This is a genomic window from Colwellia polaris (genome assembly GCF_002104515.1).
GTDB classification, from domain to species: Bacteria; Pseudomonadota; Gammaproteobacteria; order Enterobacterales; family Alteromonadaceae; genus Cognaticolwellia; species Cognaticolwellia polaris.
This window is the reverse complement of record NZ_NBOE01000006.1, coordinates 40,146-64,675: the sequence shown is the minus strand read 5'-3', so window position 1 is coordinate 64,675 and position 24,530 is coordinate 40,146. Positions and strand designations below refer to the sequence as shown.

The 24,530-nt window shown below is 37.3% G+C and carries 18 protein-coding genes; 4 read left to right on the top strand and 14 right to left on the bottom strand.

The annotated features are described in order from the left end of the window. Window positions 1-61 precede the first annotated feature (61 nt). Window positions 62-988 carry a porin gene (locus tag B6A32_RS11165; RefSeq protein ID WP_085303993.1) on the bottom strand — a complete coding sequence of 309 codons (927 nt, stop codon included), beginning with the start codon at window positions 986-988 and terminating at the stop codon, window positions 62-64. A 311-nt stretch (window positions 989-1,299) separates the two neighbouring features. Between B6A32_RS11165 and B6A32_RS11160 the strand changes: the two genes are divergently transcribed. Both B6A32_RS11160 and rdgC read left to right on the top strand, forming a co-directional pair. Next, the gene (locus B6A32_RS11160) at window positions 1,300-3,057 is read left to right on the top strand and encodes a sensor histidine kinase (RefSeq protein WP_085303991.1); all 1,758 of its coding nucleotides are present in this window, start codon (window positions 1,300-1,302) and stop codon (window positions 3,055-3,057) included. Window positions 3,058-3,170: 113 nt separating this feature from the next. Further along, window positions 3,171-4,091, top strand: coding sequence for a recombination-associated protein RdgC (rdgC, locus tag B6A32_RS11155; RefSeq protein ID WP_085303989.1), 921 nt, complete (start codon window positions 3,171-3,173; stop codon window positions 4,089-4,091). Between the two features lie 108 nt (window positions 4,092-4,199). Here rdgC and B6A32_RS11150 read toward each other — a convergent pair whose 3' ends face one another. From B6A32_RS11150 to rppH, 5 genes are all read right to left on the bottom strand, one after another. Then, a complete protein-coding gene (locus B6A32_RS11150) occupies window positions 4,200-5,039 on the bottom strand; it encodes an HDOD domain-containing protein (RefSeq protein WP_085303987.1) in 840 nt (279 codons plus the stop codon). Window positions 5,040-5,509: 470 nt separating this feature from the next. Further along, complete coding sequence (locus tag B6A32_RS11140) at window positions 5,510-6,343, bottom strand: thymidylate synthase (RefSeq protein WP_085303982.1); 834 nt, start codon at window positions 6,341-6,343, stop codon at window positions 5,510-5,512. A 199-nt stretch (window positions 6,344-6,542) separates the two neighbouring features. Next, window positions 6,543-7,337 carry a sulfite exporter TauE/SafE family protein gene (locus tag B6A32_RS11135; protein WP_085303980.1) on the bottom strand — a complete coding sequence of 265 codons (795 nt, stop codon included), beginning with the start codon at window positions 7,335-7,337 and terminating at the stop codon, window positions 6,543-6,545. Window positions 7,338-7,387: 50 nt separating this feature from the next. Next, the gene (ptsP, locus tag B6A32_RS11130; protein WP_085303978.1) at window positions 7,388-9,664 is read right to left on the bottom strand and encodes a phosphoenolpyruvate--protein phosphotransferase; all 2,277 of its coding nucleotides are present in this window, start codon (window positions 9,662-9,664) and stop codon (window positions 7,388-7,390) included. A 196-nt stretch (window positions 9,665-9,860) separates the two neighbouring features. After that, window positions 9,861-10,367, bottom strand: coding sequence for an RNA pyrophosphohydrolase (gene rppH / locus B6A32_RS11125; RefSeq protein ID WP_085303976.1), 507 nt, complete (start codon window positions 10,365-10,367; stop codon window positions 9,861-9,863). A 215-nt stretch (window positions 10,368-10,582) separates the two neighbouring features. Between rppH and mutH the strand changes: the two genes are divergently transcribed. Both mutH and B6A32_RS11115 read left to right on the top strand, forming a co-directional pair. Continuing rightward, window positions 10,583-11,260, top strand: a complete 678-nt coding sequence (mutH, locus tag B6A32_RS11120; RefSeq protein WP_085303974.1) for a DNA mismatch repair endonuclease MutH — start codon at window positions 10,583-10,585, stop codon at window positions 11,258-11,260. 114 nt (window positions 11,261-11,374) lie between these two features. Beyond that, on the top strand, window positions 11,375-12,811 hold the full coding sequence (locus B6A32_RS11115; protein WP_085303972.1) for a sensor domain-containing diguanylate cyclase: 1,437 nt from the start codon (window positions 11,375-11,377) through the stop codon (window positions 12,809-12,811). Window positions 12,812-12,911: 100 nt separating this feature from the next. On the opposite strand, the gene B6A32_RS11110 is transcribed toward B6A32_RS11115, so the two are convergent. The 8 genes from B6A32_RS11110 to B6A32_RS11075 form a co-directional block, all read right to left on the bottom strand. Beyond that, window positions 12,912-13,802, bottom strand: coding sequence for a D-hexose-6-phosphate mutarotase (locus tag B6A32_RS11110; protein ID WP_085303971.1), 891 nt, complete (start codon window positions 13,800-13,802; stop codon window positions 12,912-12,914). 611 nt (window positions 13,803-14,413) lie between these two features. Then, entirely contained in the window at window positions 14,414-17,125 is a 2,712-nt protein-coding gene (gene acnA / locus B6A32_RS11105) for an aconitate hydratase AcnA (protein WP_085303970.1), read from the bottom strand. 116 nt (window positions 17,126-17,241) lie between these two features. Next, window positions 17,242-17,898: a TVP38/TMEM64 family protein gene (locus B6A32_RS11100; protein WP_085303969.1), complete on the bottom strand. Its 657-nt coding sequence runs from the start codon at window positions 17,896-17,898 to the stop codon at window positions 17,242-17,244. Further along, a complete protein-coding gene (locus tag B6A32_RS11095; RefSeq protein WP_085303968.1) occupies window positions 17,895-18,647 on the bottom strand; it encodes a gamma-glutamyl-gamma-aminobutyrate hydrolase family protein in 753 nt (250 codons plus the stop codon). The genes B6A32_RS11100 and B6A32_RS11095 overlap by 4 nt, the downstream gene beginning before the upstream one ends. A 536-nt stretch (window positions 18,648-19,183) precedes the next feature. Next, window positions 19,184-20,428: an amidohydrolase family protein gene (locus B6A32_RS11090; protein ID WP_085303967.1), complete on the bottom strand. Its 1,245-nt coding sequence runs from the start codon at window positions 20,426-20,428 to the stop codon at window positions 19,184-19,186. 10 nt (window positions 20,429-20,438) lie between these two features. After that, window positions 20,439-21,821: an amidohydrolase gene (locus tag B6A32_RS11085; protein WP_085303966.1), complete on the bottom strand. Its 1,383-nt coding sequence runs from the start codon at window positions 21,819-21,821 to the stop codon at window positions 20,439-20,441. A gap of 262 nt (window positions 21,822-22,083) precedes the next feature. Further along, entirely contained in the window at window positions 22,084-22,389 is a 306-nt protein-coding gene (locus tag B6A32_RS11080) for a DUF1289 domain-containing protein (RefSeq protein ID WP_085303965.1), read from the bottom strand. Between the two features lie 239 nt (window positions 22,390-22,628). Continuing rightward, on the bottom strand, window positions 22,629-24,185 hold the full coding sequence (locus B6A32_RS11075) for a SulP family inorganic anion transporter (protein WP_085303964.1): 1,557 nt from the start codon (window positions 24,183-24,185) through the stop codon (window positions 22,629-22,631). Window positions 24,186-24,530 lie beyond the last annotated feature (345 nt).

The following is a 24,530-nucleotide window of genomic DNA, read 5'->3' as shown; positions in this document are numbered from 1 at the left end:
AATTATAATGAGTCTTAACTAAAATTCGACCCACTGATTTAATGACAACTTATCATCAATATCAAAATTTATATTCAACACCTGCAGCTAAATAGTTTTGATCTTCGCCACTGTCCATATCGAAAGTTGTGTAAAACGTATATAACTTTGTGCTTTTAGCTAATGCATAGTCTGCACCTACAGTAATACCTGATTTGTCATCACCGTCTTTAAAGTCAGCAGCTTGGTATTGACCTTTAAAAGTTATTTTGTCCATTTTGTATTTAGCCGACAGCATATAACCATCCATTTCGCCTGAGCCGTCTACTTTTTCTTGAGTCTGTATCATGGCACCTAAAACAACACCCGACACTTTACCTTGAACTGTAGCACGCGTAATGTCGTAACCGTTTACGTCTGAATCAACAGCAACAGAAGCAAAAAGGTTAGTTTTTTTCAATTTAGCGTCACCGTAGAACACAGCAACCGAAACGCCATCTTCAGCATCAACGGCATCTTCTGCAATATAAGTAACACCTAGTTGGAAATTACTAAATTTAGGTGATTTATAAGAAAGTGTGTCCGCCATGCGGTTCTCACCTTTCCATAAGTTTTTAATATCACCATTTAAATCACTAAATAAATCAACTTTACCTTGTGATTGTTTAAGCATAGTATCGTTTTTGCCTAATAATACTTCACCAAAGTTACCTGCTAAACCAACATATTGGTTACGATCTGTAATGCTGTCGCCTTTGTCGCTATCACCATCTAAGTCAACTTGGAACTCAGCTTTATAAATTACCGTTAAGCCATCGCCCAGGTCATGTGAACCTTTTAGACCAATACGCGAAGCGTTACTTTTTACTTCGGTAAAAGAGCCTTCTCCTTCATCAGAAGATTGTAGAGAAAGATTTGCTTTACCGTAAACTTCAACATTAGCTGCAAATGCCGACATTGATAAAGAAGACAATAAAACTACAGCGATTTTGTTGTAAGTATGTTTCATGGTGATACCTTTGTAAATTTAAGTATGGCTAAAAATTATTTCGACTATATTGCCAAACTTTTATGACACTTTTGTGACACAAGAAGTTATTTTTTTGAAATTTTAAAAAAATTGTTTTTATTTATTGATACCTAGAACTATTTTTAAGTTTTTAAGAGAAATAAGGCAGTTAATATCGTATATTGAATTAACTACACGGAGAAGTTAGGCTTATTAAATGCCTAATCTATTGGTATCTATCATTGAACATTGAAAGCACGAACTTTTTAAAACCGCAAGAGTTAACAACCACTTAATAGAAGAACTATTTAATGAAAACAACAAGTCTGTCACGAAAGCTTCTAACGCGCGTATTGTCATTGTACTTTGTGCTGACATTTATCGTTACTTGTGTACAGATTGGCGCAGAATATATAAATACCAAAAACCACATTGCCAGCGAGTTACTCACCTTAGAAAAAACTTTTAGTGGCAGTTTAACGCGTGCAGTATGGGAACTTAACACCCAACAGGCAATATCAATTGCCGAAGGTTTAGTCGCTATCCCTATGATTAAAGGTATAACAGTTACCGATGAGAATAATTTTGTTATTGCCCAATTAGGTGTTACAACTGGAGAAGATAACCTCTTTATAGAATCTTCAAATGCAAATAAAACAGGTGATGATCAAAAATACTTTAATGTTAGCTCACACAATACAGGGTTATTTGGCCATGCTTTTCCATTAATTTTTGAGTTTTCAGGCCGTACAACCAAAGTTGGCTCTGTGACATTATTATCAAGTAACGAGGTGATTTTCAATCGCATACAAGTCGGCATATATTTTCTCATTGGTAATGCTATGGTCAAAACCGCAGCACTTGTATTGCTCTTTTCTTTAGCCTTTTCTAGCCTATTAACGCACCCACTAAACGAATTAACCGAGCAAATTAATCAATTTGATATAGATGATCCTGAAGCCTCTAAACTACATGTTATTAATTATGAAAATAATGAGTTAAATATTCTTCAAAATGCATACAACAATTTAATTGATGAACTCGTGATCTACCAAGAAAAGTTAGCTTTAACACAAAGTAAAGTTATTTCAGCAAACAGTAAATTAGATGAACAAAATTTAATGCTAGAACAAGAGGTCGCCCGTAAAACATCTTCATTAAGCACCACTATGTTAAAAATGGAACTACAACAACGAGAGCTATTAGAGCAACAACAAAAACTTCAAGCTGAAAATAGCCGAAGAAGTCTTACTGAAAAAACCCTTTTAGAAACTAATAATGAATTGAAAGGCTCAATAAAGGAATTAAAAAAAGCCCAAGAGCGATTACTTGATACAGAAAAAATGGCAGCACTTGGGAGCATGTCGGCAGAAGTTACCCATGAAATTAATACCCCAATTGGCGTCAGTATAACTTCAACCACTTATCTAACAGATTTACTGAGTAAACTTAAGTCAGACATCGACAGTAATAAACTCTCAAAACGTGAGCTTAACGATTTTACCAATAACTCAAAACAAGGGTTAGATTTATTGCTTAACAACCTTGAACGGGCCTCAGAGTTAATTACTAGCTATAAACAAGTGGCAGTTGATCAAATAAGTGAAAAAATTCGTCAAATTAACTTAGCTCAATACCTTGACGAGATTATTCATTCTTTGCACCCTAAGCTGAAAAAAACCAATCACACAATTAAGGTTAATTGCCCTAACGATGCAGAAATATATTGCCACGCGGGGGCTATTTCTCAAATATTTACTAACCTCATCATCAACTCAGTAGTGCATGGCTTAAAGGATATCAACCGAGGTAAAATTACAATAGATATTCAACTTAATGGTGAACAAGTTCATATTATGTATAAAGACAACGGCCACGGTTTGTCTGAGCAGCAATTAGCACATTTGTTTGATCCATTCTTTACTACTAAAGCCACCAAAGGTGGAACTGGCTTAGGCACTCATATAGTACATAACTTAGTCACCGATACCTTAGGTGGTAGTATTCATGCAACTTCTGTCGTTAATGAAGGCTTAGCTTACGAAATAAAATTTAATAATATGCATTAAATACTGAGTATATCGTTGGATTAATCTAAGGCGTGCGTGATTGATATAAGTACGGTAATATAGCCGTCGTTTTTCAATTATTCGCCCACAGTAACAGGGCAAGGATTATTTTAATGTGGTTTAAAAACCTATACTTTTTTGCTTTTACCCGCCCTTTTGAATGTTCTGAAGAAGATTTAGAGAAACAATTATCTGAGCATTTATTTACTCCTTGTGCATCAACTGAGCAATCACATTTTGGTTGGGTTAACGCGTTAGGTAAACATGGTGATACTGTAGTACACGGTGTAAACGGCAATTACTTATTATGCGCCCGTAAAGAAGAAAAAATTCTCCCAGCTCCTGTTGTTAAAGACATGCTTGAGCAAAAAGTAGCACAATTAGAAGCTGAACAATCTCGCGGTGCTACAAAGAAAGAAAAAGAGCAATTTAAAGAAGATATTATTTTTGAATTACTGCCTAGAGCTTTTTCTCGTTTTAGTGATACCCGTGCTTATATCAACCCTGTACACAACATTATTGTTGTTGATACCAGTAGCAGAGGTAAAGCCGAAGACTTTTTAGCGCTTTTACGTAAATCACTTGGCACCTTGCCAGTAACAACACCTTCACCAGAAAAAGCACCTGATGAGCTAATGACAGAGTGGTTAGTAGAAAGCAATTTAGGCGCTAATTTCCAACTCGGCATGGAAGCAGAATTTAATGCCCTTGGAGATGACGGTGCTGTAGTTCGCGTTAAGAATCAAGACTTAACTTCTGAAGAGATTAAAGCCCACTTAGATGCAGACAAATATGTTGTAAAAGTAGCACTAGAATGGGATGAGTCATTATCGTTTATCTTATGTGACGACTTAGCGATTAAACGCCTTAAGTTCTATGACGTAATACAAGAGCAGAATGACGATATTGATAGTGATGATATTGTTGCCAAACTCGATGCAGATTTTGCCTTAATGGCTGGCGAGTTAAATCGTTTTATAGATAATTTATTAGCTGAGTTTTCACTAAAAGCGAGTGATTATTTAGAAGTATAATATCGCGGTTTATCAAAGAAGTTTACTCGTAACTAAAAAGGCGCTTTCAGCGTCTTTTTAGTATCAATAAGTAAAGTTTCGAATTCTACAATATTGCAGAGGTGGATTTTAAAACATTGATTTAACTTGCGCTAACCTGTCAGTAAACTCTTCTGTCTTCATAAAGTTTAAATTCGGTAAAATGCCTTTTTCAACATAGCTTTCCAATAAAAACTCTTGGGTAGATTCATTTTTAAATATTTCATGATAAACGGCACCAGCTCGAATGAAGTCAATGTAGTGTGCTTCTTTCGGTAATACACTTAAGTCGTTCCATGTAATCACAACTTCTCTAAAGTCTTTTGAGAACCCCCAAGCATTTGTCATTTCAGCGGCTATTTCATTGGAGAGTTTAACGATCACTTTATTCAAAAAAGCCGATTTTGCAAATACGTCAGGGTGATTTTTTGCTTCAGCTAAAATAGGTAAAATACCAATATTATGTATCAGTGCGGCTAACGTTAATGATTCAAGGGTAAAATTAGATTGCTTATTTTTTTGTAAATAAAATGTCATCAAAGTAATAGCAACCGAAGCTACATCAATAGTTTTACGCCACGATTTTTGCATGTATTGAGATACAACTTGATTGTCAGAAACAAACATTTGCTCAACAGCCATTGCCGTAGCAATAGTTTTAATTTGTCTTAAACCGATGCGAGTAACGGCTGTAGGAACAGAGTTTACTTTTACACCTCGGCCAAAAGCAACGCTATTAGACACTTTTAAAACGCCTAAAGAAAGCGCTGCATCATGACTAATAATATCGCTCATTCTAGCTAAACTGATATCAGGATCATCAGCAGCTTGTCTAACTTTTAAAGCGACTTCAGGTAACGTAGGCAGTACTAACGCATCTTGTTTTATTTTTTCAATAAGTATTATATAAAGTGCGTTTTCTGCGCTCATCAAAGTATCCTTCTTTTAAAGTTAAAAAACAGCCGTTAATACTAAACGATTTAATTAATTGCTCTACTTTATTGTGCGAAGCTAAAAAATTAAATCCATTTTATTTAACACAGTACATTGAAAACCAAGCAATTAAAAGTATATTTTTTAACCTGCAAATTATTAATAAAAACATATATTCAAACGGTTAAATATTTAAATGTTCTACTTTTTCATGCGGGAAAATAGAGGATTATCAGTCATTAAACTTAGTCAGTAGTTATTCTACTGATAAATCTTAAGCGTGAATTAGCTCGACTTACTTAAACTTTAACGTTTTACTCAGCAAATTTGGCTAATAGACTGAGAGTGTAATACAAGCTATTAATGATACTATTAATTTTCAGCAATAAAGAAAAGTATTAAAAAAAAAAGAGTGCTTAGAGCACTCTTAGTCTGATATTTTATGAAACATTACCACATAGGTCACTCTATACCGAAATGGCCGCTTTAATATGAGGGTGTGCCTGATAGTTTTGAAGTTCAAAATCTTCATAGGTGAAATCAAAAATACTTTTTACCTCAGGATTAATCCACATACTTGGCAAAGCCAGTGGTTCGCGAGATAACTGCTCGTCTACTTGCTCAAGGTGGTTCAAATACAAATGAGCATCACCAAATGTATGAACAAAATCGCCTAACTCTAAATCACATACTTGAGCGATCATCATAGTAAATAATGCATAGCTTGCAATATTAAAAGGTACGCCAAGAAAAATGTCTGCGCTGCGTTGATACAATTGACAGCTTAACTTGCCGTTTAGCACGTAAAACTGAAACAAAGTATGACACGGAGGCAATGCTTGCTTGCCTATTGCCGCATTTGCGTCAGGGCTAATCGATGTATCTGGCAGTAATGCGGGGTTCCAAGCAGTAATAATATGGCGACGAGAATCTGGATTATTTTTTAAATCATCAATTAATTGTGCCAATTGATCAATAGTTTCGCCGTTTTGTGCCGGCCAATTTCGCCATTGAACGCCATAAACAGGGCCAAGCTCACCCTCTTCAGTTGCCCAAGCATCCCAAATTTTCACACCGTTTTGTTTTAAATATTCAATATTAGATTCACCTTTAATAAACCATAATAACTCATGAATTATCGATTTAAGGTGGCATTTTTTTGTGGTAACTAGCGGAAACCCTTTTGCAAGATCAAAACGCATTTGATAACCAAATATACTTTTTGTTCCTGTGCCAGTTCGATCAGATTTTTCAACCCCTTCATCTCTGACATGACGCATTAGATCAAGATATGCTTTCACTAAGTTTTCCCTCAAGGTTATAAATAACAACAGACAGTTCTGCCAAAATTTAGGTCTAAAATTAAATGTAAAAAACTAAACTTCACTATGTAGAGTTTATCAGTATTTAGCAATTTTTGGCACGTGTTTATCGAGTAAATAATGCCTAAATATTCACAACAGGATAAAGGGGATAATCGAGTGCTTTTAAGAAATTTAGCTAATACCACATCATTTTAATGGCAACTAACATTAAAAACATGGCGAAACCTTTCTTCAAATAAGGTAATGACAATTTTGCGCCGGCTTTAACACCCAGCGGCGCAAATAGCGACGAGGTTAACACTATGCCTAATAAAGCAGGTAAGTAAATATAGCCAATACTCCAAGGTGGCAACTCACTTTGCCCTAAACCAACAAATATATAGCCAAGCGTACCAAATAGCGCGACGATAATGCCACTTGCGGTAGCTACACCTATCGCCTGACGCATAGAAAGAGAGCAGTACATTAAAATAGGTACGAGTATGGCACCACCTGCAATGCCCATTAAACTCGCTAAAATACCAGTAAAAAGACCAATAAATTGTAACCACCATTTAGATGGTAAGGGGATACTGCGCTCAATTTTAATCGATAAAAACATATAGAGCGCCAGAATAAGCACGGCACTACCAAATATGGTTGTTAACGCCTGTAATGACAATAACCCAGCAATAATAGCCCCAAGCACTGCGCCAATAGCGACAGTTACTACCAAACTTTTGGCAAGCGGCCAAGGAATATTGCCATTTTTATGGTGAGCAAAAGCAGCAGAAGTAGAAGTGAAAATAATCGAAGCTAAAGACGTTGCTAATGCCATAGGAAATGCCAGCTCAGCACTTATACCTAACAGTGGTAGCAAGTACACTAACACAGGCACAATAATAAGCCCGCCACCTATACCGAGTAAACCAGCAAAAAAGCCAACAATAGCGCCCAAAAAAGCACATGCGATAAAAACACTAGTAAACATTAGCATCACTTAAGCAGCAAAGGTGTAAAAAACGGGTTTGATAGCAGTGATTATAGTCTTGCATGAACAAAGTCTCCTAAACCTAGTTGCACTAATTGCTCGTGCATAAAACTGTGTACATCACTCGTATGAGTTAATGTTAATACATGATCTAAAATTTGTTTCAGCTGGTCATGTTCAACATGACGAATAACCCATTTTACCTTCGCCAAACTGTGTGCGCTCATACTTAAATTTTTATAACCCATAGCAATGAGTAAAAGTGCACCTGTGGGTTCATTCGCTAATTCTCCACAAATACTTATTGGCATATTTTGGCCTTGGCTTTTTTGTGCAATATAATACAAAGAACGTAAAACGGCCGGGTGATAAAAGTCATACAAGTTTGCTACCCGGCTATTATTTCGGTCCACAGCTAATAAGTATTGCGTAAGATCATTGCTTCCCACCGAGAAAAAATCAACTTTATTAGCTAAGTCTTCTAACTGAAATATAATGCCGGGAACCTCAATCATCACACCAACTTTGGGGCGAATAAGGGGCTCATCTTCGTGACAAAACAATTCAGTTGAAAGCTCAAAGTAAGCTTGATTAATGAGTCTAATAGCTTCATCAACCTCACTAATACTTGAAATCATAGGTAACATTATAGCCAAATTACCTATGCCGTGGTTAGCTTTCATCATAGCGCGAATTTGTACTAAAAATATTTCTGGGTGATCTAAAGTTATTCGAATTCCACGCCAACCTAAGAAAGGATTAGCTTCAATAATAGGAAAATAGGGTAATGACTTATCGCCTCCAACATCTAAAGTGCGCATTGTTACCGGCTTACCTTTGAATGAGGCTAAAACATCTCGATATAAAGCTGTTTGTTCTGATTCAGAAGGAAAACAGCTACGGTTCATAAATGGAATCTCAGTGCGATACAAACCTACGCCATCTGCACCTACATTTTGCGAATACTCAAACCCAGCTGATAAACCTGCATTAATCAATAGGCTAACGCAAAAGCCGTCTATTGTAGTCGCAGGTAAATGTTCCACTTCTTTCACCTGTGCATTAAGTGCACTCTCTGCCGCCAATATGTGACGATATTCTTTAATGAGTGCTTGACTAGGTGTTACATAAAGTTGGCAGCCGTAGCCGTCTAAAATTGCTTTTTTCTTATGTAATTGGCGGATGGTAAGATAATCAACCCCCATTATTGCAGGAATATTTAATGCTTTAGCTAGAATAGCAGTATGAGAATTATTTGAGCCAGTAATAGAAACAATCCCTTGTAAACCAAGGTGTTGGTACTCAGCTAACATAGTTGCACTAACATCTTCGGCAACCAATATAAATTTATTAGGTAACAGCTGTTCATCTTGTTTAATATTTTTAATATTATTTAATAAGCGATTACCTAAATCTTTAATATCGTAAGCTCGTTCACGTAAATACTCGTCATCGAGCGCTTCAAACTGCAAGACATAACTATCAACCACGAGTTTTAATGCACTTTCAGCATTGAAACCATTATCTATTTTTTCAATAACTTCCGATTTAAAGCTATCACTTCCTAGGAGGTGCTTATAAACATCAAATATATCAAGGCTATTGTCAGATATTATCGCTTTAAGCTTTTCACTCATTTGCGTAAGTTCAGAGACAGTTTGACTGATAGCATCTTGAAAAATAATAAGTTGTGGCTCAATTTTTTCGGCTTTCTCAATCGTAATATTCGCTAAATCTGTTTTAGGGTGTACAACCACCATTTCGCCAATCGCAATGCCTGGTGCGCCACCAATACCGGAGATATTTTTACCTATACCTTGAGCATTATGATTAAGCTCAATCATACCTTGAGCCTCTACACTGGCTAACGCCGTTGCAAGTTGTGCAGATAAGGTCACTAAAAAGGCCTCTTCCATTTCAGTGAAAACACGAGATTTTTCTTGTTGTACGGTTAAAATACCCAGGACTTTACGTTGATGAATAATCGGCGTACCTAAAAAGGCTTTAAAGTTTTCTTCTTCTACCTCAGGTGCATGAATGAAATCTGGGTGTTGTTGTGCGTTCGCAATATTAATTGGCTCTTCACGCTGGCCGACAAGCCCAACAAGCCCCTCAGTAAAACCAACGCTAGTTCGACCAAAAGCATTTTCAGCTAAGCCGTTTGACGCCATTAAAATAAAGTGTTGTTTTTGATGGTCGGCTAAATATACCGTGCAGCATTGAGTATTAAGAGCAGATTTAACCTGGCTAACTAAGCGTAGCAACGCCTGATCAAGCTCTGATGCTTGGCTAAACTCTAGAACAATTCGACGTAAAATAGTAAGCATTACCGTCCCTTTTAGTTCATTCTTTGGCTATTCATATTGATATCATACAAACTAGTATGATGAGGTTGAACTGTACTAACTCAGTACAATTGAGTGATATTGAAGTTATTATCTATATTTTTTAATAACTTTAAACTAAATAGCTCACCGGAGTGAGCTATTTTATAATGCATAATAATAATCTTAGATAAAACGATTAAGCACGTCGTCGTCGACGCTCTTGTCGATAACTGGGCATTGCTGCTAACGCAAACTCTTTCATTACCTTGCGATAAACTTCGCGCTTAAAAGACACAACTTGCCTAACAGGATACCAGTAAGATACCCAACGCCAGTCGTCAAACTCAGGATGACTTGAATGTAATAAATCAACCGCTGACTCTGGTGCGGTCAATTGCAGTAAAAACCATTTCTGCTTTTGACCAATACATACTGGTAAACTGTCGTGTCGAATTAACCTTTTCGGTAATTTATATCTTAACCAGTGCTTTGTGGTCGCTACAATTTTCACATGTTCAGGTTTTAAACCAACTTCTTCGTCCAATTCCCGATACATAGTTTGTTCTGCAGACTCACCCTCATCAACTCCACCTTGTGGATATTGCCAAGAATGTTGACCAAAACGCCTTGCCCAAAATACTTGCCCCCTGTCATTAATTATTACTATGCCGACGTTGGCTCGATAGCCTTCGGCATCTATCACAGGAACTCCTGACAGCATTAAATTATAATTTTATTCTTCCACACTCTGCACCTTGGGGCAAACTTTTATTCACAAAAATCATTACAATATACGGCTACGCTTCATTGTATTAAGTCAAACATTCAATAACATTAACCTAAAAAATTAATTGCCTTGCTCATGTAGTTAAAATTGAATGATAATAAGAACATTAACACTCAATTGTAGGGTCTAACTTGCAAAGCGGAAACATTCCTAAAAACGAAACGGAGTTACTTACTCGTGCACAAAATTTAGCCGGTATGTCGCTAGGAGAAATTGCGGCCGCAATTAATGTTGAAGTACCGAAAGATTTAAAGCGTGAAAAAGGTTGGATAGGTTTGTTACTTGAACAAGTATTAGGTGCTAGTGCAGGCTCAAGGCCAGAGCCTGATTTTCCACACTTAGGTATTGAACTAAAGTCGTTACCGATAAACGCGCATGGCAAGCCGCTAGAAACTACTTTTGTTTGTGTTGCCCCGCTCACCGGGTTGGTTGGTGCGCAATGGAAAACTAGTCACATAAGAAATAAATTAGCTCGCGTGTTGTGGATCCCGGTAATTTCAGAACGTAGTATCGCGATAGCAGATCGCATGGTAGGTACCGCTTTTATTTGGTCACCTTCGCCAGAAGAAGAGCAGCTATTAGCCCTCGATTGGCAAGAGTTGACAGATATGATCGTATTAGGCAATGTTGAGAACATACACGGTAAACATGGGCAAGTATTACAATTACGTCCTAAAGCTGCTAATAGTAGTGTCAAGACTCAAGCTTTTAATCGCCACGGCCAACCTTTTATGACTTTACCTCGAGGCTTTTATTTAAAAACCGCTTTTACTCAAGCATTATTAAACAAGCATCTACGGATAAATTAGACACAGCTTAAGCTTAAGATTAAGCTTGAAAGAAATTATAAATAAAATATAGCCAAAAATGGTTAACCACGTAGTATATTAAATCAGAACTATTATAGGAAATACTCTCTCGCAATGAAGCTTGGTAATACATTTGATCGTTACATCGCCGTCATTTTTTTCGTCACAATTTTCACGGTAATTTTAACATCTTACTTTACGTTAAAAGATATTATTAATAGTCATGACAAAGAAATTCAAAGTGCTGTTACGCCTTTATTTTCTTTAGTGACTAGTGAAATATTACGGCCTCTTAATGTCTCTAACTTTATGGCTAAAAATCAGCTAATTATTGATTATGCACAACAAAAAGAAATAGAGAACGATTACTTAATTTCATATTTAGAAAAAATCTCCAAAGCCTATAATATGGTTGCTTTTATCGCCTTAGAAAAACATGACATTATGTTAGATTCGAATAAGAAGGTAGCCACACTAGATAGCAATAATTTAGAATGGTTTCATCGGCTTAAAAAATTACCTGGTGAACAATTTACAGATATAGGTAATGCTGAAAACCCACATTTATTTTTTGATAATAAAATCCGTAGTAATACAGGTGAATTTATTGGTTTTACCGGTGTAGCCCTTGACTTAAAGCATTTTGCTAACAAGTTTCAAGAATACAATGACCGCTTTGGCTTTGAGTTATATTTTGTTGATAACAATAATATTATTACCTTGTCTTCTAACAAAATAATAAAATCTCAAAGTCATCATAGAATAGAATTAATCACACGTTTAAATGATTTGCCATGGTATCAGTCACTTATCAAAAGTAATCCTTCCGATAGTCAATTAAATTCAGACGTTATATACACGACTAAAGAAGGCTTATTAATTTCTCAGATGCCAATTCAAGAGCTTAATTGGCGAATGTTTATTGTTTCTCCGCCAGCTACAGAGCAAAGTGAATATTGGACAATATTTATTAGCCGCTTTATGTTGTTTTTCATCATAGTGATTGTTTTTTATATGGTGCTGCTGACCATTATTAATTATTTAAAGTCGCGATTAATTAAGCATGCCCAAACGGATCACCTGACACAACTCCCCAACCGAAGTCATATTCATTGGCGCTTTGATGAAATCGTCAAAAACAATAACAATTTATGCTTAGTACTCGCCGATATTGATAACTTTAAAAATATTAATGATACATATGGCCACTTAGTCGGTGACGACGTTTTGCGTATTATTGCAGAGCAACTATCACAAACGTTACGTAAAATTGATGTTGTAGGCCGCTGGGGTGGAGAAGAGTTTGTAATGCTTTTGCCTGAAACCTCAGCAGATCAAGCCCATATTATTGTTGAACGTATTCGAAAAAATATTGCTGCTATTTCTTTTCCTATCTCAACAACTAGCGGTTCTTTTACTACAACCATTAGTTTTGGTATTTGTGAATCTCCCATAAAAAGTCAGAATATAGAAGATTATATACAAGGTGCTGACAAGGCTTTATATCAAGCTAAAAGCAATGGTAGGAATCAAAGTGTAATTTTTAACTAATACCAAATTGATTTATTAGCTGCTCATATTTACAGATAAGCAGCGGCTAATCTTGTTATTCAAGTGGGTATAATCTTTTGTTTTTTGAATTTTATCGCTTTTAAAGTGTATGTACTTTAATGGTTTGACTAATACTGACACTACGTTGACTACCTATAGGCTGCCAGTTAGTATTTGCCGCTTCTAAACAAACAAATTCATACGCTCCACCTGTATGAACATCCGCCATGTTTTTAGCATCTTTACTACCAGGGTTCCATAATACCCAGTTTTCACACCCCTGACTTGTTACTTCAATTTTGCGTTGCCATTCATGGTCAGTTATCAACATACTATCGTTATTATGGTAAATACGATCAATTGGTCCCATACAATTGTTAAGCACTGACTTTTGTTTATTACAGCCATTTATTTTGTCATCATAAAACTGCTCACTTAACATTGGAATATCCGATTTTTGTGGGTTTCCAACGCAAAAATAACTGTGTAATGCACCGGTATATTCTACCGTTTTATTAGACTGGTTGGTCATGGTCAACGTTTGATGAAATGACTCATCAAACAGTAAAGTTTGTTTTAATTCAAATGCTGCAGGCCAATAAGGCGAGCAACTTTCTCCAGACAAAACTAAAGTAATTTTAACCGAAGCAGCTAAGACTTCAATCTCAGCAATGTCCCATTGTTTTTGTCTAGCAAAGCCATGGTTACTGACTTGATTAAGCTCACCACCAGATAATTTTACCTCTCCACCAAACCAAGGCCAGCATAATGGCACACCACCACGAATAGCTTTGCCTGAGCTATAATGACTCGTGTCACTGAGCCAAAATACAGGCTGTTGATCGCTAGGTTGCCAACTAAGCACTTGTCCGCCATATAAGCTAATTGAGCCTTGCCCTTTTTGATGAACAAAGCGTAATGCTTGCAGACCTTGGCTAAGTTCATATTGCTCAATACGTCCAAATTCATTTTCTAAAAGTACATTCAGCATTTAACCTTGTCTCTTCAAGTTTGTAATAGTCATTGTTGTATTGTTATTCTAAGTAATTAAAAATTTGGATGAAAGCTTTATTGGCCATTAGTTAAGGGCTGATAAGTGACTTTCAACATTATAGTTGTATCCAAATCTACTTCTTAATTATTGCTTAATTATTGCTAGGTTTTGATAATAATAAACGAGTTTGTCAAAGCGTAATACAAGCTTATTAAAGTTTCTAAAAATACGAATAAATTTATAGTATGGTAATTGAAGTGTATGGGTGCATAGATGATTAACCTAGGTATCATAAAAAACTAGGTTATTACTTAACCTGAACTCTGGATAATGAGTGCTTGATACTCAAGTGAATCAAAAGCTTAGGTGGTAAAGTAAATGCTATAGCAAGGTGAACATCACTAATTTACACCATCAATGCTTCATTTTATGCCATTTCCAAGGCAAAACGTTTATGAATAGCGGGCTATTTATCGACGTTTCAACGCAGGTAATGGCTTAAAAGGGAGGATTGAGCAAGTACTGCTTATCCAGAGTTCAGGTTACTTAAATAAAAGCCTGCATGCCTTAATCCATACAGACTATTTTTACTCGTTGTAGGTTAGTCTCTAAAGTAGTGATCTGATCACGTACTGAAGGATCCCACCATGGCGGAAATATTCAAACTCATTGGGGGTATCAATACGTATATCTGCTTCAAAACTAATATTCTCGCCATCAGGTTTTAACACCTCTACTTTTACCTGTTTCTGGCCTGCATCTATCGCCTGAATAGAAAACTGCTCTGCACCGGTTAAATTATAAGTACTTGCGCCTTCACCTTGTTTAAATTGCAGTGGTAATATCCCCATGCCAATAAGGTTAGAACGATGGATGCGTTCATAAGTTTCAGCAATAACCGCTTTTACACCTAATAACAAAGGTCCTTTTGCGGCCCAATCTCGAGAACTGCCTGTACCGTACTCTTTACCTGCAATAACAATACTCGCAGTATTTTCAGCAATATATTGATTCGCGGCCTCAAATACCGTCATTTGTTCACCGCTCGGTTGTTTACAGGTAAAGCCGCCTTCTGTGCCAGGGGCAAGTTGATTTTTCAATCTAACATTTGCAAAGGTTCCCCGCATCATCACCTCATGATTTCCGCGTCTTGAACCATAAGAATTAAAGTCTTTTTGTTCAACGTTATGAGCACGAAGATAATCTGCTGCCGGAGTTTCTTTACCAATAGCGCCGGCCGGTGAAATATGATCTGTAGTAACACTGTCTGATAGTTTTAATAAGCAGCGTGCATTTACAATAGCTTTAGTTGCTTCTGGCTCTGCTGGCATGTTTTCAAAAAATGTTGGTTTTTTCACATAACTACTGTCTGGCCAGTTATAAATATCAGCGTCAACCGTTTCTAGTTTTTCCCAGATATCACCACCATCATAAACAGAGCCATATTTCTCTGTAAACATGGTCTTATTGACTACACGAGTAACAATCTCTTGTATTTCTTGTTGGCTTGGCCATAAGTCTTGCAGGTACACTGGCTTGCCCGCACTACTCGTACCCAGTGGCTCTTTGGTGATATCAACTTTCATATTACCCGCCAATGCATAGGCTACCACTAAAGGCGGTGACGCCAAATAGTTCGCTTTAACGTCTGAATGAATTCGCCCTTCAAAGTTTCGATTACCTGATAGCACTGATGTTACCGTTAAATCACCTTGCCTAATCGCATTAGAAATAGCTTCGGGTAATGGGCCTGAATTACCAATACAGGTGGTACAACCGTAACCGACTAAGTTAAACCCCATTTTATCTAATTCTTGGGATAACCCCGCTTTGTTGAGGTACTCAGTCACCACTTGTGAACCAGGAGCAAAACTGGTTTTAACCCAGGGCTTAACCTTAAGCCCTAATTCATTAGCTTTTTTGGCCAACAACGCAGCAGCAACTAACACTGAAGGGTTCGATGTATTGGTACAACTGGTTATCGCAGCAATTACAACCGCGCCTTCGTTAAGATCAAAGTCTTGGTTATTATCGCGATAGGCCACAGTCGTTTTCGAGCCAATATTTTCTACGCCGCCTTCACCATCAAAGTTTGCTTTTTGTTTGCTGCTAGGTGGGATAATTAATTCATTTTGTTCTGTTATCCAACGTTGAAATGAAGTCGATGCTTGATCAAGGTTAATTCTGTCTTGCGGACGTTTAGGCCCAGCGATAGCAGGAACAACAGAATTTAAATCCATAGAGAGGGTTGCATGATACTCAGCATGCTCTTGTGCTTCACTTCCCCACATACCCTGTGCTTTTGAATAAGCTTCAATAATCTCGATTTGTAGATCACTTCGACCCGTTAACTCCAAGTATTTAATTGTTTGTTCGTCAATGGGAAATAAGCCACAAGTTGCACCGTACTCAGGCGACATATTGGCGAGTGTTGCTCTGTCTGCCACAGTTAAATGTTTTAAACCTGCCCCAAAAAATTCAACAAACTTCCCTACTACCCCGAATGCACGTAGTTGCTCAGTAACGGCAAGTACTAAATCGGTCGCAGTGGCTCCAGCAGGTAATTTACCTTTTAATTCCATGCCAATAACTTCAGGTATTAACATGGTAACAGGTTGGCCTAACATAGCAGCTTCAGCTTCAATACCGCCTACGCCCCAACCAAGTACACCTAAGCCATTTATCATTGTTGTGTGCGAATCGGTACCGACTAGGGTATCAGGGTAAAGTAGCGGTGTACTCTTTTGTTCATCAATAAATGTTACTCGCGCTAAGTACTCTAAATTAACTTGGTGTACTATGCCTTTTCCTGGCGGAACGACTTTGAAATTGTCGAATGCACTTTGCCCCCACTTTAAAAATTGATAACGCTCTTTATTACGCTCAACCTCAATTTCAGTATTACGCTCAAACGAATCAGCCTTACCAAATTCATCTACCATTATTGAATGATCAATAACTAAATCAACGGGTTTAAGCGGATTAATTTTATTGGGATCACCACCTAGGTCTAACATCGCGTTACGCATTGCAGCTAAATCAACAACGGCTGGAACGCCAGTAAAGTCTTGTAAAACAACTCTAGAAGGTACAAATGCTATTTCGGTATCAGAGGCAAATGCCGTATCCCATTTAGCTAAGTTTTCAATATCTTCTTCCTGCACATACTTTTCATCGCTATGGCGGAGTAAGTTTTCTAGTAATATTTTTGCAGTCAGCGGCAATCGCTTTGTGTCTGTGTTCAACCTAGATAGGTCGAAGTAGTGATAATCCTTGCCTTGCACGGTTAGTGTCGATATATGTTTATTTAAAACTTTCACATTATTCTCCTTTCGCCTTAGTCAGGCATTTTTAAGGTAAATTATTTTCCGTGTTTATGCTTTATCATTAAAAGATAAAAATCTTGCTTAACCTTTATCAATAGCAGCTTTAGTATTTACTCTGCTTGTTTTTTTCTTAGGAACATGAACACCACGAACAAAATAATAGCAGCAATAATCGATGTTACTGCCAATGCCGAGGGCTCTTTCATTAGCTCGAGCGCACCTTTACCAAAAAATACGGCGCTTAACCCTAAAGGAGCAATACCTATTGTCGAGCCTAGCATAAATTTGAAAATATTTATTTCAAGTGAACCTGCTAGAATACTTGTTACGGTAAAAGGTGGTGTGGGTGCCAAACGCAATGCCAAAATGGCCCATGCCCCTTTGTTATCCATTTTTTCTTTTATTGTTTCAGTATGCTTTTTTACGCCTTCTCCAAAAGAGTCTCCTCCAATAGCACGGCCTATTCCATATCCGCTTAAACTAGCTAAAAGAAAACCAGGTATACAAATTAATACGCTGATCCAAATATTAAAAACTAAGCTAACCGTAAATGCCATTAATGGCACAGGTATAAGAAGAGCTCCCCCAATAAAGAAAACACCTAAAAAGATCATCGCGGTTAATGCATTATCAGGTATGTCGCTTGCTAATTGACTAATTTTGTCTATTTCAAGGTAGTCACTAATGGGGGTTAAAAAGTACAAAGATAAAAGCCCAATAACAACACCAAATAATAGACATAATTTTATAATGTTTGCCTGTTTCATTTTATCGCCTCTCGTATTAACCAACTGAAGATTTTTCTATGGGCTTTCATATAGAATAAGTACTCTGGATGCCATTGAACACCTAATACCTTGTCACTATTTTTACTTTCAATAACTTGATTAATACCCGCTTCTTCTTTGCCAGTAACTTTTAACTCTTTTGCTGGCTTAGCAACGGCTTGAGAGTGTATTGCATTGACCTTTAAAGGGTCGTCTCCTGCTATTTTTGAAATTAAGGAATCATTAGTCGTATACAGCACGGTTTTGCGTGGAAAGGGGCTTCGGATCCTAGCGCTCTCCTTTAAAAGCGGTAAGGTAGACTCATACATTGAACCGCCTAATTCTGCGTTTAGTAGTTGATGACCACGACAAATACCTAAAAGCGGTAAGTTGTTGTCTAAAGCATAATGAATAAACTGAATTTCCATATCATCACGTTCTTTGTCGTATTGGTGTGAACTAAAATGGCTCATTAATTCCATCGGATACAATAAGCATTCTTTTAATTGCGTCCAAAAAGAGCGAGTTACTGGCGCTGTGTTTTCTTTAATAAAGTGTTCTGGATGAATATCTGAACCTCCTCCAATAATAACGCCGTCATAATCGAGCGTGCCATCAAAAGACTCAGGCGTTACCCTAATTGGCTTTCCTCCCGCAATCCTTATATTCAAAGCAGTAAAAAACCAAGCTACATTGCCTGATTTATTAGGTCCAGTTATGGCAATTCTAGGTTTTGATATACTGGTCAAGTAAACTCCTTAAGATGACTTTTTAGCACTATAGCTAACAGCAATATTTTTCCTGTTGCTACTGCCTAAATTTGAGCATAAGTACTGAACCAAGTCCCAAATGCTTACATTTGATAGTACCTATGTTATGTGAGTAATCATTTTGCAAAGATTAGACCAATAAATTAACTCAATAAAACCAATAAAAACAATAATATAAAAATCACCAACTGAGTTTGTCATTTCATAGTATGTAAAATTTACTCATTGGTCGTAGTATTTACGTTCTTAGCTTCCGGTCTAAAAAACTAAAAAAGAGTTTTAACAAACATATGCATTTATTAATTGTCTTCTACAGCACGGTTAAAGCGGTAATTTTTGTTGATCTATAAAAGTGAGCAGATAATTAACTGAACTCTAGCAAGTCTGAGTGAGGTTAAGTTAACGATAACTTATAAGGATTAATTGAAAGTAAGAAAGGAACCCCGTTAGCTTGTACTAACGGGGTTGAGTATTATTCAGCGTTTTAAAAACTTATATAACACACTGTTTTTGCATTATTTCACGTAAGATCTAGGCATATCACTTGACGTTGTATAACGATCTCGCAAAGCATCTTGGCGGCTTATAGTCGAATATTCTTCACCATTAATCCACATTTGACTAACCTGAGTACTAAGTTCAAATGGGTCAGCACTCCACAATACTAAATCAGCAGTTTTGCCAACGGCAATAGTGCCCGAATCAAGATTAAAGGCTTGTGCTACATTAGCCGTTACAGCTGCTAATGCGTCATCAGCTGATAAACCATTTGCAATAGCATTACCGGCATGAAAGCGCAGCTCATAAAGTTTATGAGTATCGCCGCTCACCGATAAAGCAACTTTTACACCTGCATTCGTTAATTTTGCCGCATTTTTAAGTGAAGAATGCAAAGTGTCAAAACTCGTTGGCAAATTATCTAAAGCATTCATCACAACGGTCACTTTCGCTTGTGCTATTTTATCAGCAATTAAAACAGCGTCGGCCGCGCCAACAAACACTAAATCAAGTCCGAATTGCTGTTTAATTTTCAACAAAGCGAGTAAGTCAGTTGCACGATCGGCATGAGCAACTAACGCTTTATCTCCAGCAAGCAAGGCATTAATAACTTGTTCTTCACGGCTTGGTTCTTTAGCTTCTTTCTTGTTTTTAGTGCCTTTTTTCTCTTGAGCTTTAACGGCGTCTTCAAGTTTAAATTGAAGGTTTTGCAAGCTTAGCGCTCGCGAGCCTTCACTTTTAGCGCCTAAGTCAATCAATACACTATTATTGTTCACTCTAATGCTATCAAACTCACCAGAAAGATCAGCGACAAAAGTTTGCCCTTTAAACATGTCTTCACCACCACGAGGGCTAACAACATTGCTGGTAATACCACCTTTGCGGCTATGTGAAACAACCGTAGAACGAGGATTAAAAGCTAAGCTAGCATCAAAAGTAATGTCAGCTTTTTTATCGCTAGCATCTCGACTACGAGACACAGCACTAACTTCTACTAAACCTAGCTGGTTCATAGAACCAATTAAGCCAGGGGTTAAAATTTTTCCTTCGGCATCAATAATGGTGTCAGCACTAATAGTTTCAGGGTTAATCGCGGTAACTTTTCCATTTTCGAATACGACAGTTGCGTTTTCTAACACACCTTGCTCAGTTACTGTGTGTACTGTGGCATTAGTAATAGCAATACTTTCTGCATAACTCGCCGTAGAACTTGCTAGTGCCAATGCAATTAGCGATGATTTAAATAATTTAAAATGTTTCATAATCTTCACCTTACCTTTGACCTAACAGAAAATCGCTTTTCGCTTGGTATTTTTCATCAAAGCGATCGTACACCTTAGCACCATCAACAAACACTTGTTCAGCTTGAGCATAAACACTGAATGGGTTTTGATTCCAAATAACTACATCCGCTTTTTTACCATTTTCTAAACTACCGGTTTCGTCAGCTAAACCTAGTGATTTTGCGGCATTAGAAGTGATCCAAGTAATAGCAAGTTCAGGCGTTACTTCAAAACCATTTTCGTTTGCACGATACATAACCTTACCCGCTTCTTGGTTCAGTCGCTGAATTGTACTATCAGAATCTGAATGAACGACTGCACATGAGTTTTTCATTGCATCAACAATGGCAACGTTTTCGTGCACCATGTCATAAGCTTCCATTTTAAAGCCCCACCAATCAGGCCACATGGCTGCACAATTGCCATTTTCTGCCAACATATCAGCTATTTTGTATGCTTCAACCGCATGATGAAAAGTGCCCGAATGGTAATTAAACTCTTTACCTAGGTCTATCATCATTGCCATTTCTTCAGCTTTATAACAATGGTTATGAATTAAGATATCGCCATCGAGCACACCTTTTAAGGTATCTAACTCTATATCACGCTCTGGTGCTAAAGGGTTTTTACCGGCATCATAATCAGCATCGTACTTTTCCCATGCGCGCTTATACTCTGTTGCATCAGCCCAGGCCATACGATAGCCCGCCATATTACCCATACGAGTTGATGGTAATACTTTGCGGCTACCATAAACCCGTTTTGGATTCTCACCACAAGCCATTTTTAAACCGTAAGGTGCATCAGGAAACTTCATACCTTGCATGGTATGACTAGGTACATTTCGCAAAGTCACACCACGACCACCAAATAAATTTGCTGAGCCGGGTAGGATTTGTAATGTTGTTATTCCCCCTTCCCGTGCAGCCTCAAAACCAGGGTCTTGTGGCCAAACACTATGTTCAGCCCATACTTCTGAGGTATTAGGCGAAGTCATTTCATTCCCGTCAGCATGCGACTCTACAGACGGGCTAGGGTAAACCCCTAAATGTGAATGCACATCAATAATACCAGGAGTTATCCATTTACCATTAGCATCAATTTCAACAGCACCTTCTGCAACTAAGTCTGTACCTATTTGGTTGATCTTTCCATCTACCATCAGAACATCAGCATTATCTAAACGTGAGCCTGTGCCCGTTAACACCGTGGCATTTTTTATCAGGGTGGTTTGCAAAGGTAATACTTTATAAGTACTTGGATATGGGTTTTTCTTTATAACCACTCTTTCGTTTTGTTGTTCGCTTTGCAGGCAACCTGTTAGCGCAACAGCAAGCGCTGCAGACACTAAAGATGGTAGAAATTTTTGCATAGATTTATTCCTGTTTTACTCAGTACTCTGCAGAAAGTATGGAACTTTCTAGCAGATTTGTAAGCGCTATTATGGGTTAATTAAAGTTAACATAAGTTAATGAACCTACAGTTTTGAGGTTCATTAACTTATGTTAACAAGAGATTAATAGCTACATTATTATGAAATGTCGCTGACAACAAGTCAGACTTATTGAGGAGTTAAGCAATTGCGTTGAACGGTTAGCTATCTGCGATAAATGGGTGCTAAAAACTAGTTCAACTTAAAGTTCAAAGTCACCAAAGTCAATTTCGCTACTGTTTTCAATGCGTGTTTTGCTTGGTGGATCAAGTAAAGAAGCTTGCTTATTTTCAACAATAACTTCTGCTACTTTGGGGCTGGTAGGTTGTGTTTTACGTTTTTTACGCTGTAAGCAACGTTTAATAACCTTTTGCCGTTCATTAGAGTCGAAGGCGATCCAGTTCAGGCGTTCGTCTCGCGTACGATAGCAGCCCGAACATTGGCCTTTGTCATCAGACTGACAAATGCCAACACAAGGACTAGGTACTTCAAAAAACTCTAATTGCATGTTATACCAAACAGGTTAAATGTTTGTTCTTCATTTACGGCAAATAACGGTTCAATTTTAAGGCGTGTGACTGAGCACAACGGAAAAATTAAACGGATAAAGCATTTGAAATTTATCAATGAATTAGTCCACTTGATCATATTTACAACATAAAATATCAATGGCTAAAGTTGAATTAAACCATTGGGTAGATACGGTTAAGTATATACCCAATAATTACGTTAAAGAAAAAGAATTAATTAACCCAGCTTATCTGTGGCGATACAATACTCAGGGTCTTCAATAACATTAATTTCAACTAAACTGCCAGCTTTAGTTAACAGTTGCGTACATTCTTTACTTAAATGTCTTAAATGCATTTGCTTACCACGGCTAATATAACGTTCGGCTAAAGTATCTATGGCTTCAATGGCTGAATGGTCTGCAACGCGTGAGTTTTTAAATTCAACAATAACGTCATTACTATCATTTTCCATATCAAATTGCTCTAAAAAGCTAGCAACTGAACCGAAAAATAACGGGCCAGACACATCATATACCGTTGAACCATTGGCATTAACAGAGCGATGAACCGCAACATGTTTAGCATGTTCCCATGCAAATACTAAGGCAGAAACAATAACACCTACAACAACAGCTATGGCTAAATCAGTAGCTACAGTTACACCCGATACCAATATAATGACAAAAGCATCAGCTTTTGGCACTTTGCCTATAATACGGAAACTAGACCATTCAAAAGTGCCAATAACGACAATAAACATAACACCAACCAAAGCAGCTAAAGGTATTTGTTCAATTAAACTAGAGCCAAATAATATAAAACCAAGTAACGCTAATGCTGCCGTTACACCTGACATTCGGCCACGACCACCAGAGTTAACATTGATCATAGATTGACCAATCATGGCACAGCCACCCATACCACCGAAGAAACCCGTTACGGTATTTGCCGCACCCTGCGCAACACATTCTTTATTGCCTTTACCGCGTGTGCCGGTTAGTTCGTCAATCAAGGTGAGTGTTAACAACGACTCAATCAAACCAATAGCCGCTAAAATTAATGCGAAAGGTAAAATAACTTGTAAGGTTTCAAGGTTAAAAGGAACATTTGGAATATTAAAAACAGGAAGACCGCCGGCAATAGAAGCCATAGGGTCATTTGTCATATCACGTACAAAATCAACGACTGTTCTGGCATCTAAATTAAGGCTTTGAACCAAAATGGTAACCACAACAATCGCGACTAAAGATGAAGGCACTGCTTTAGTTAACTTAGGTAAAAAGTGAATAATTGCCATAGTTAATACAATAAGACCAGCCATAGTAAGCATCTGGCTACCTTGCATCCAGGCTAAAACGCCATTTTCATCGGTCACTTTAAATTGACCTAGTTGTGCAAGGAAAATAACAATAGCTAAACCATTAACAAAACCGAGCATAACAGGGTGAGGTACTAAGCGAATAAACTTACCTAGTTTAAATAGCCCCGCTAATATTTGCAGTATTCCGGTTAGCACCACAGTGGCAAATAAATATTCGACCCCATGAATAGCAACTAAACTCACCATAACAACGGCCATAGCACCAGTAGCACCTGAGATCATGCCAGGACGACCACCGAAAATAGATGTAATTAAACCCACCATAAATGCAGCATATAAACCCACTAATGGTTCAACACCAGCAACAAAAGCAAATGCTACCGCTTCAGGTACCAATGCTAGGGCTACAGTGAAACCTGACAGAACATCATTTTTTAAATTTGCCACTTTACTGGCATGTAATTCAAACATTATTATCTCTACTTTGATTAGAACATCAAAAAACAAGCATAATTTAAAAAACTAGCTTGAATTTAGTTACATTGGATGTAGCCCAAAAAATATATTACTGAATGATAATGTGTACCAAGCAAGTTCAACGATAAACGTTATCTTTCGGGATTTGAAGGCGCCGGAATACTATAGAAATACTCGTTAAATGTCAATATTTGCTCAAATTAACATCAAGAAAAATAACAAGAATAACAAGTAAATATTTATAAAGAACCGGCTTTTAAAACTAAAGTGACTTTCAACCGATTAGTCTCAATAATTAGCCTCAATATAGTTACCTAAAAAGATTAATCAGCATTACCC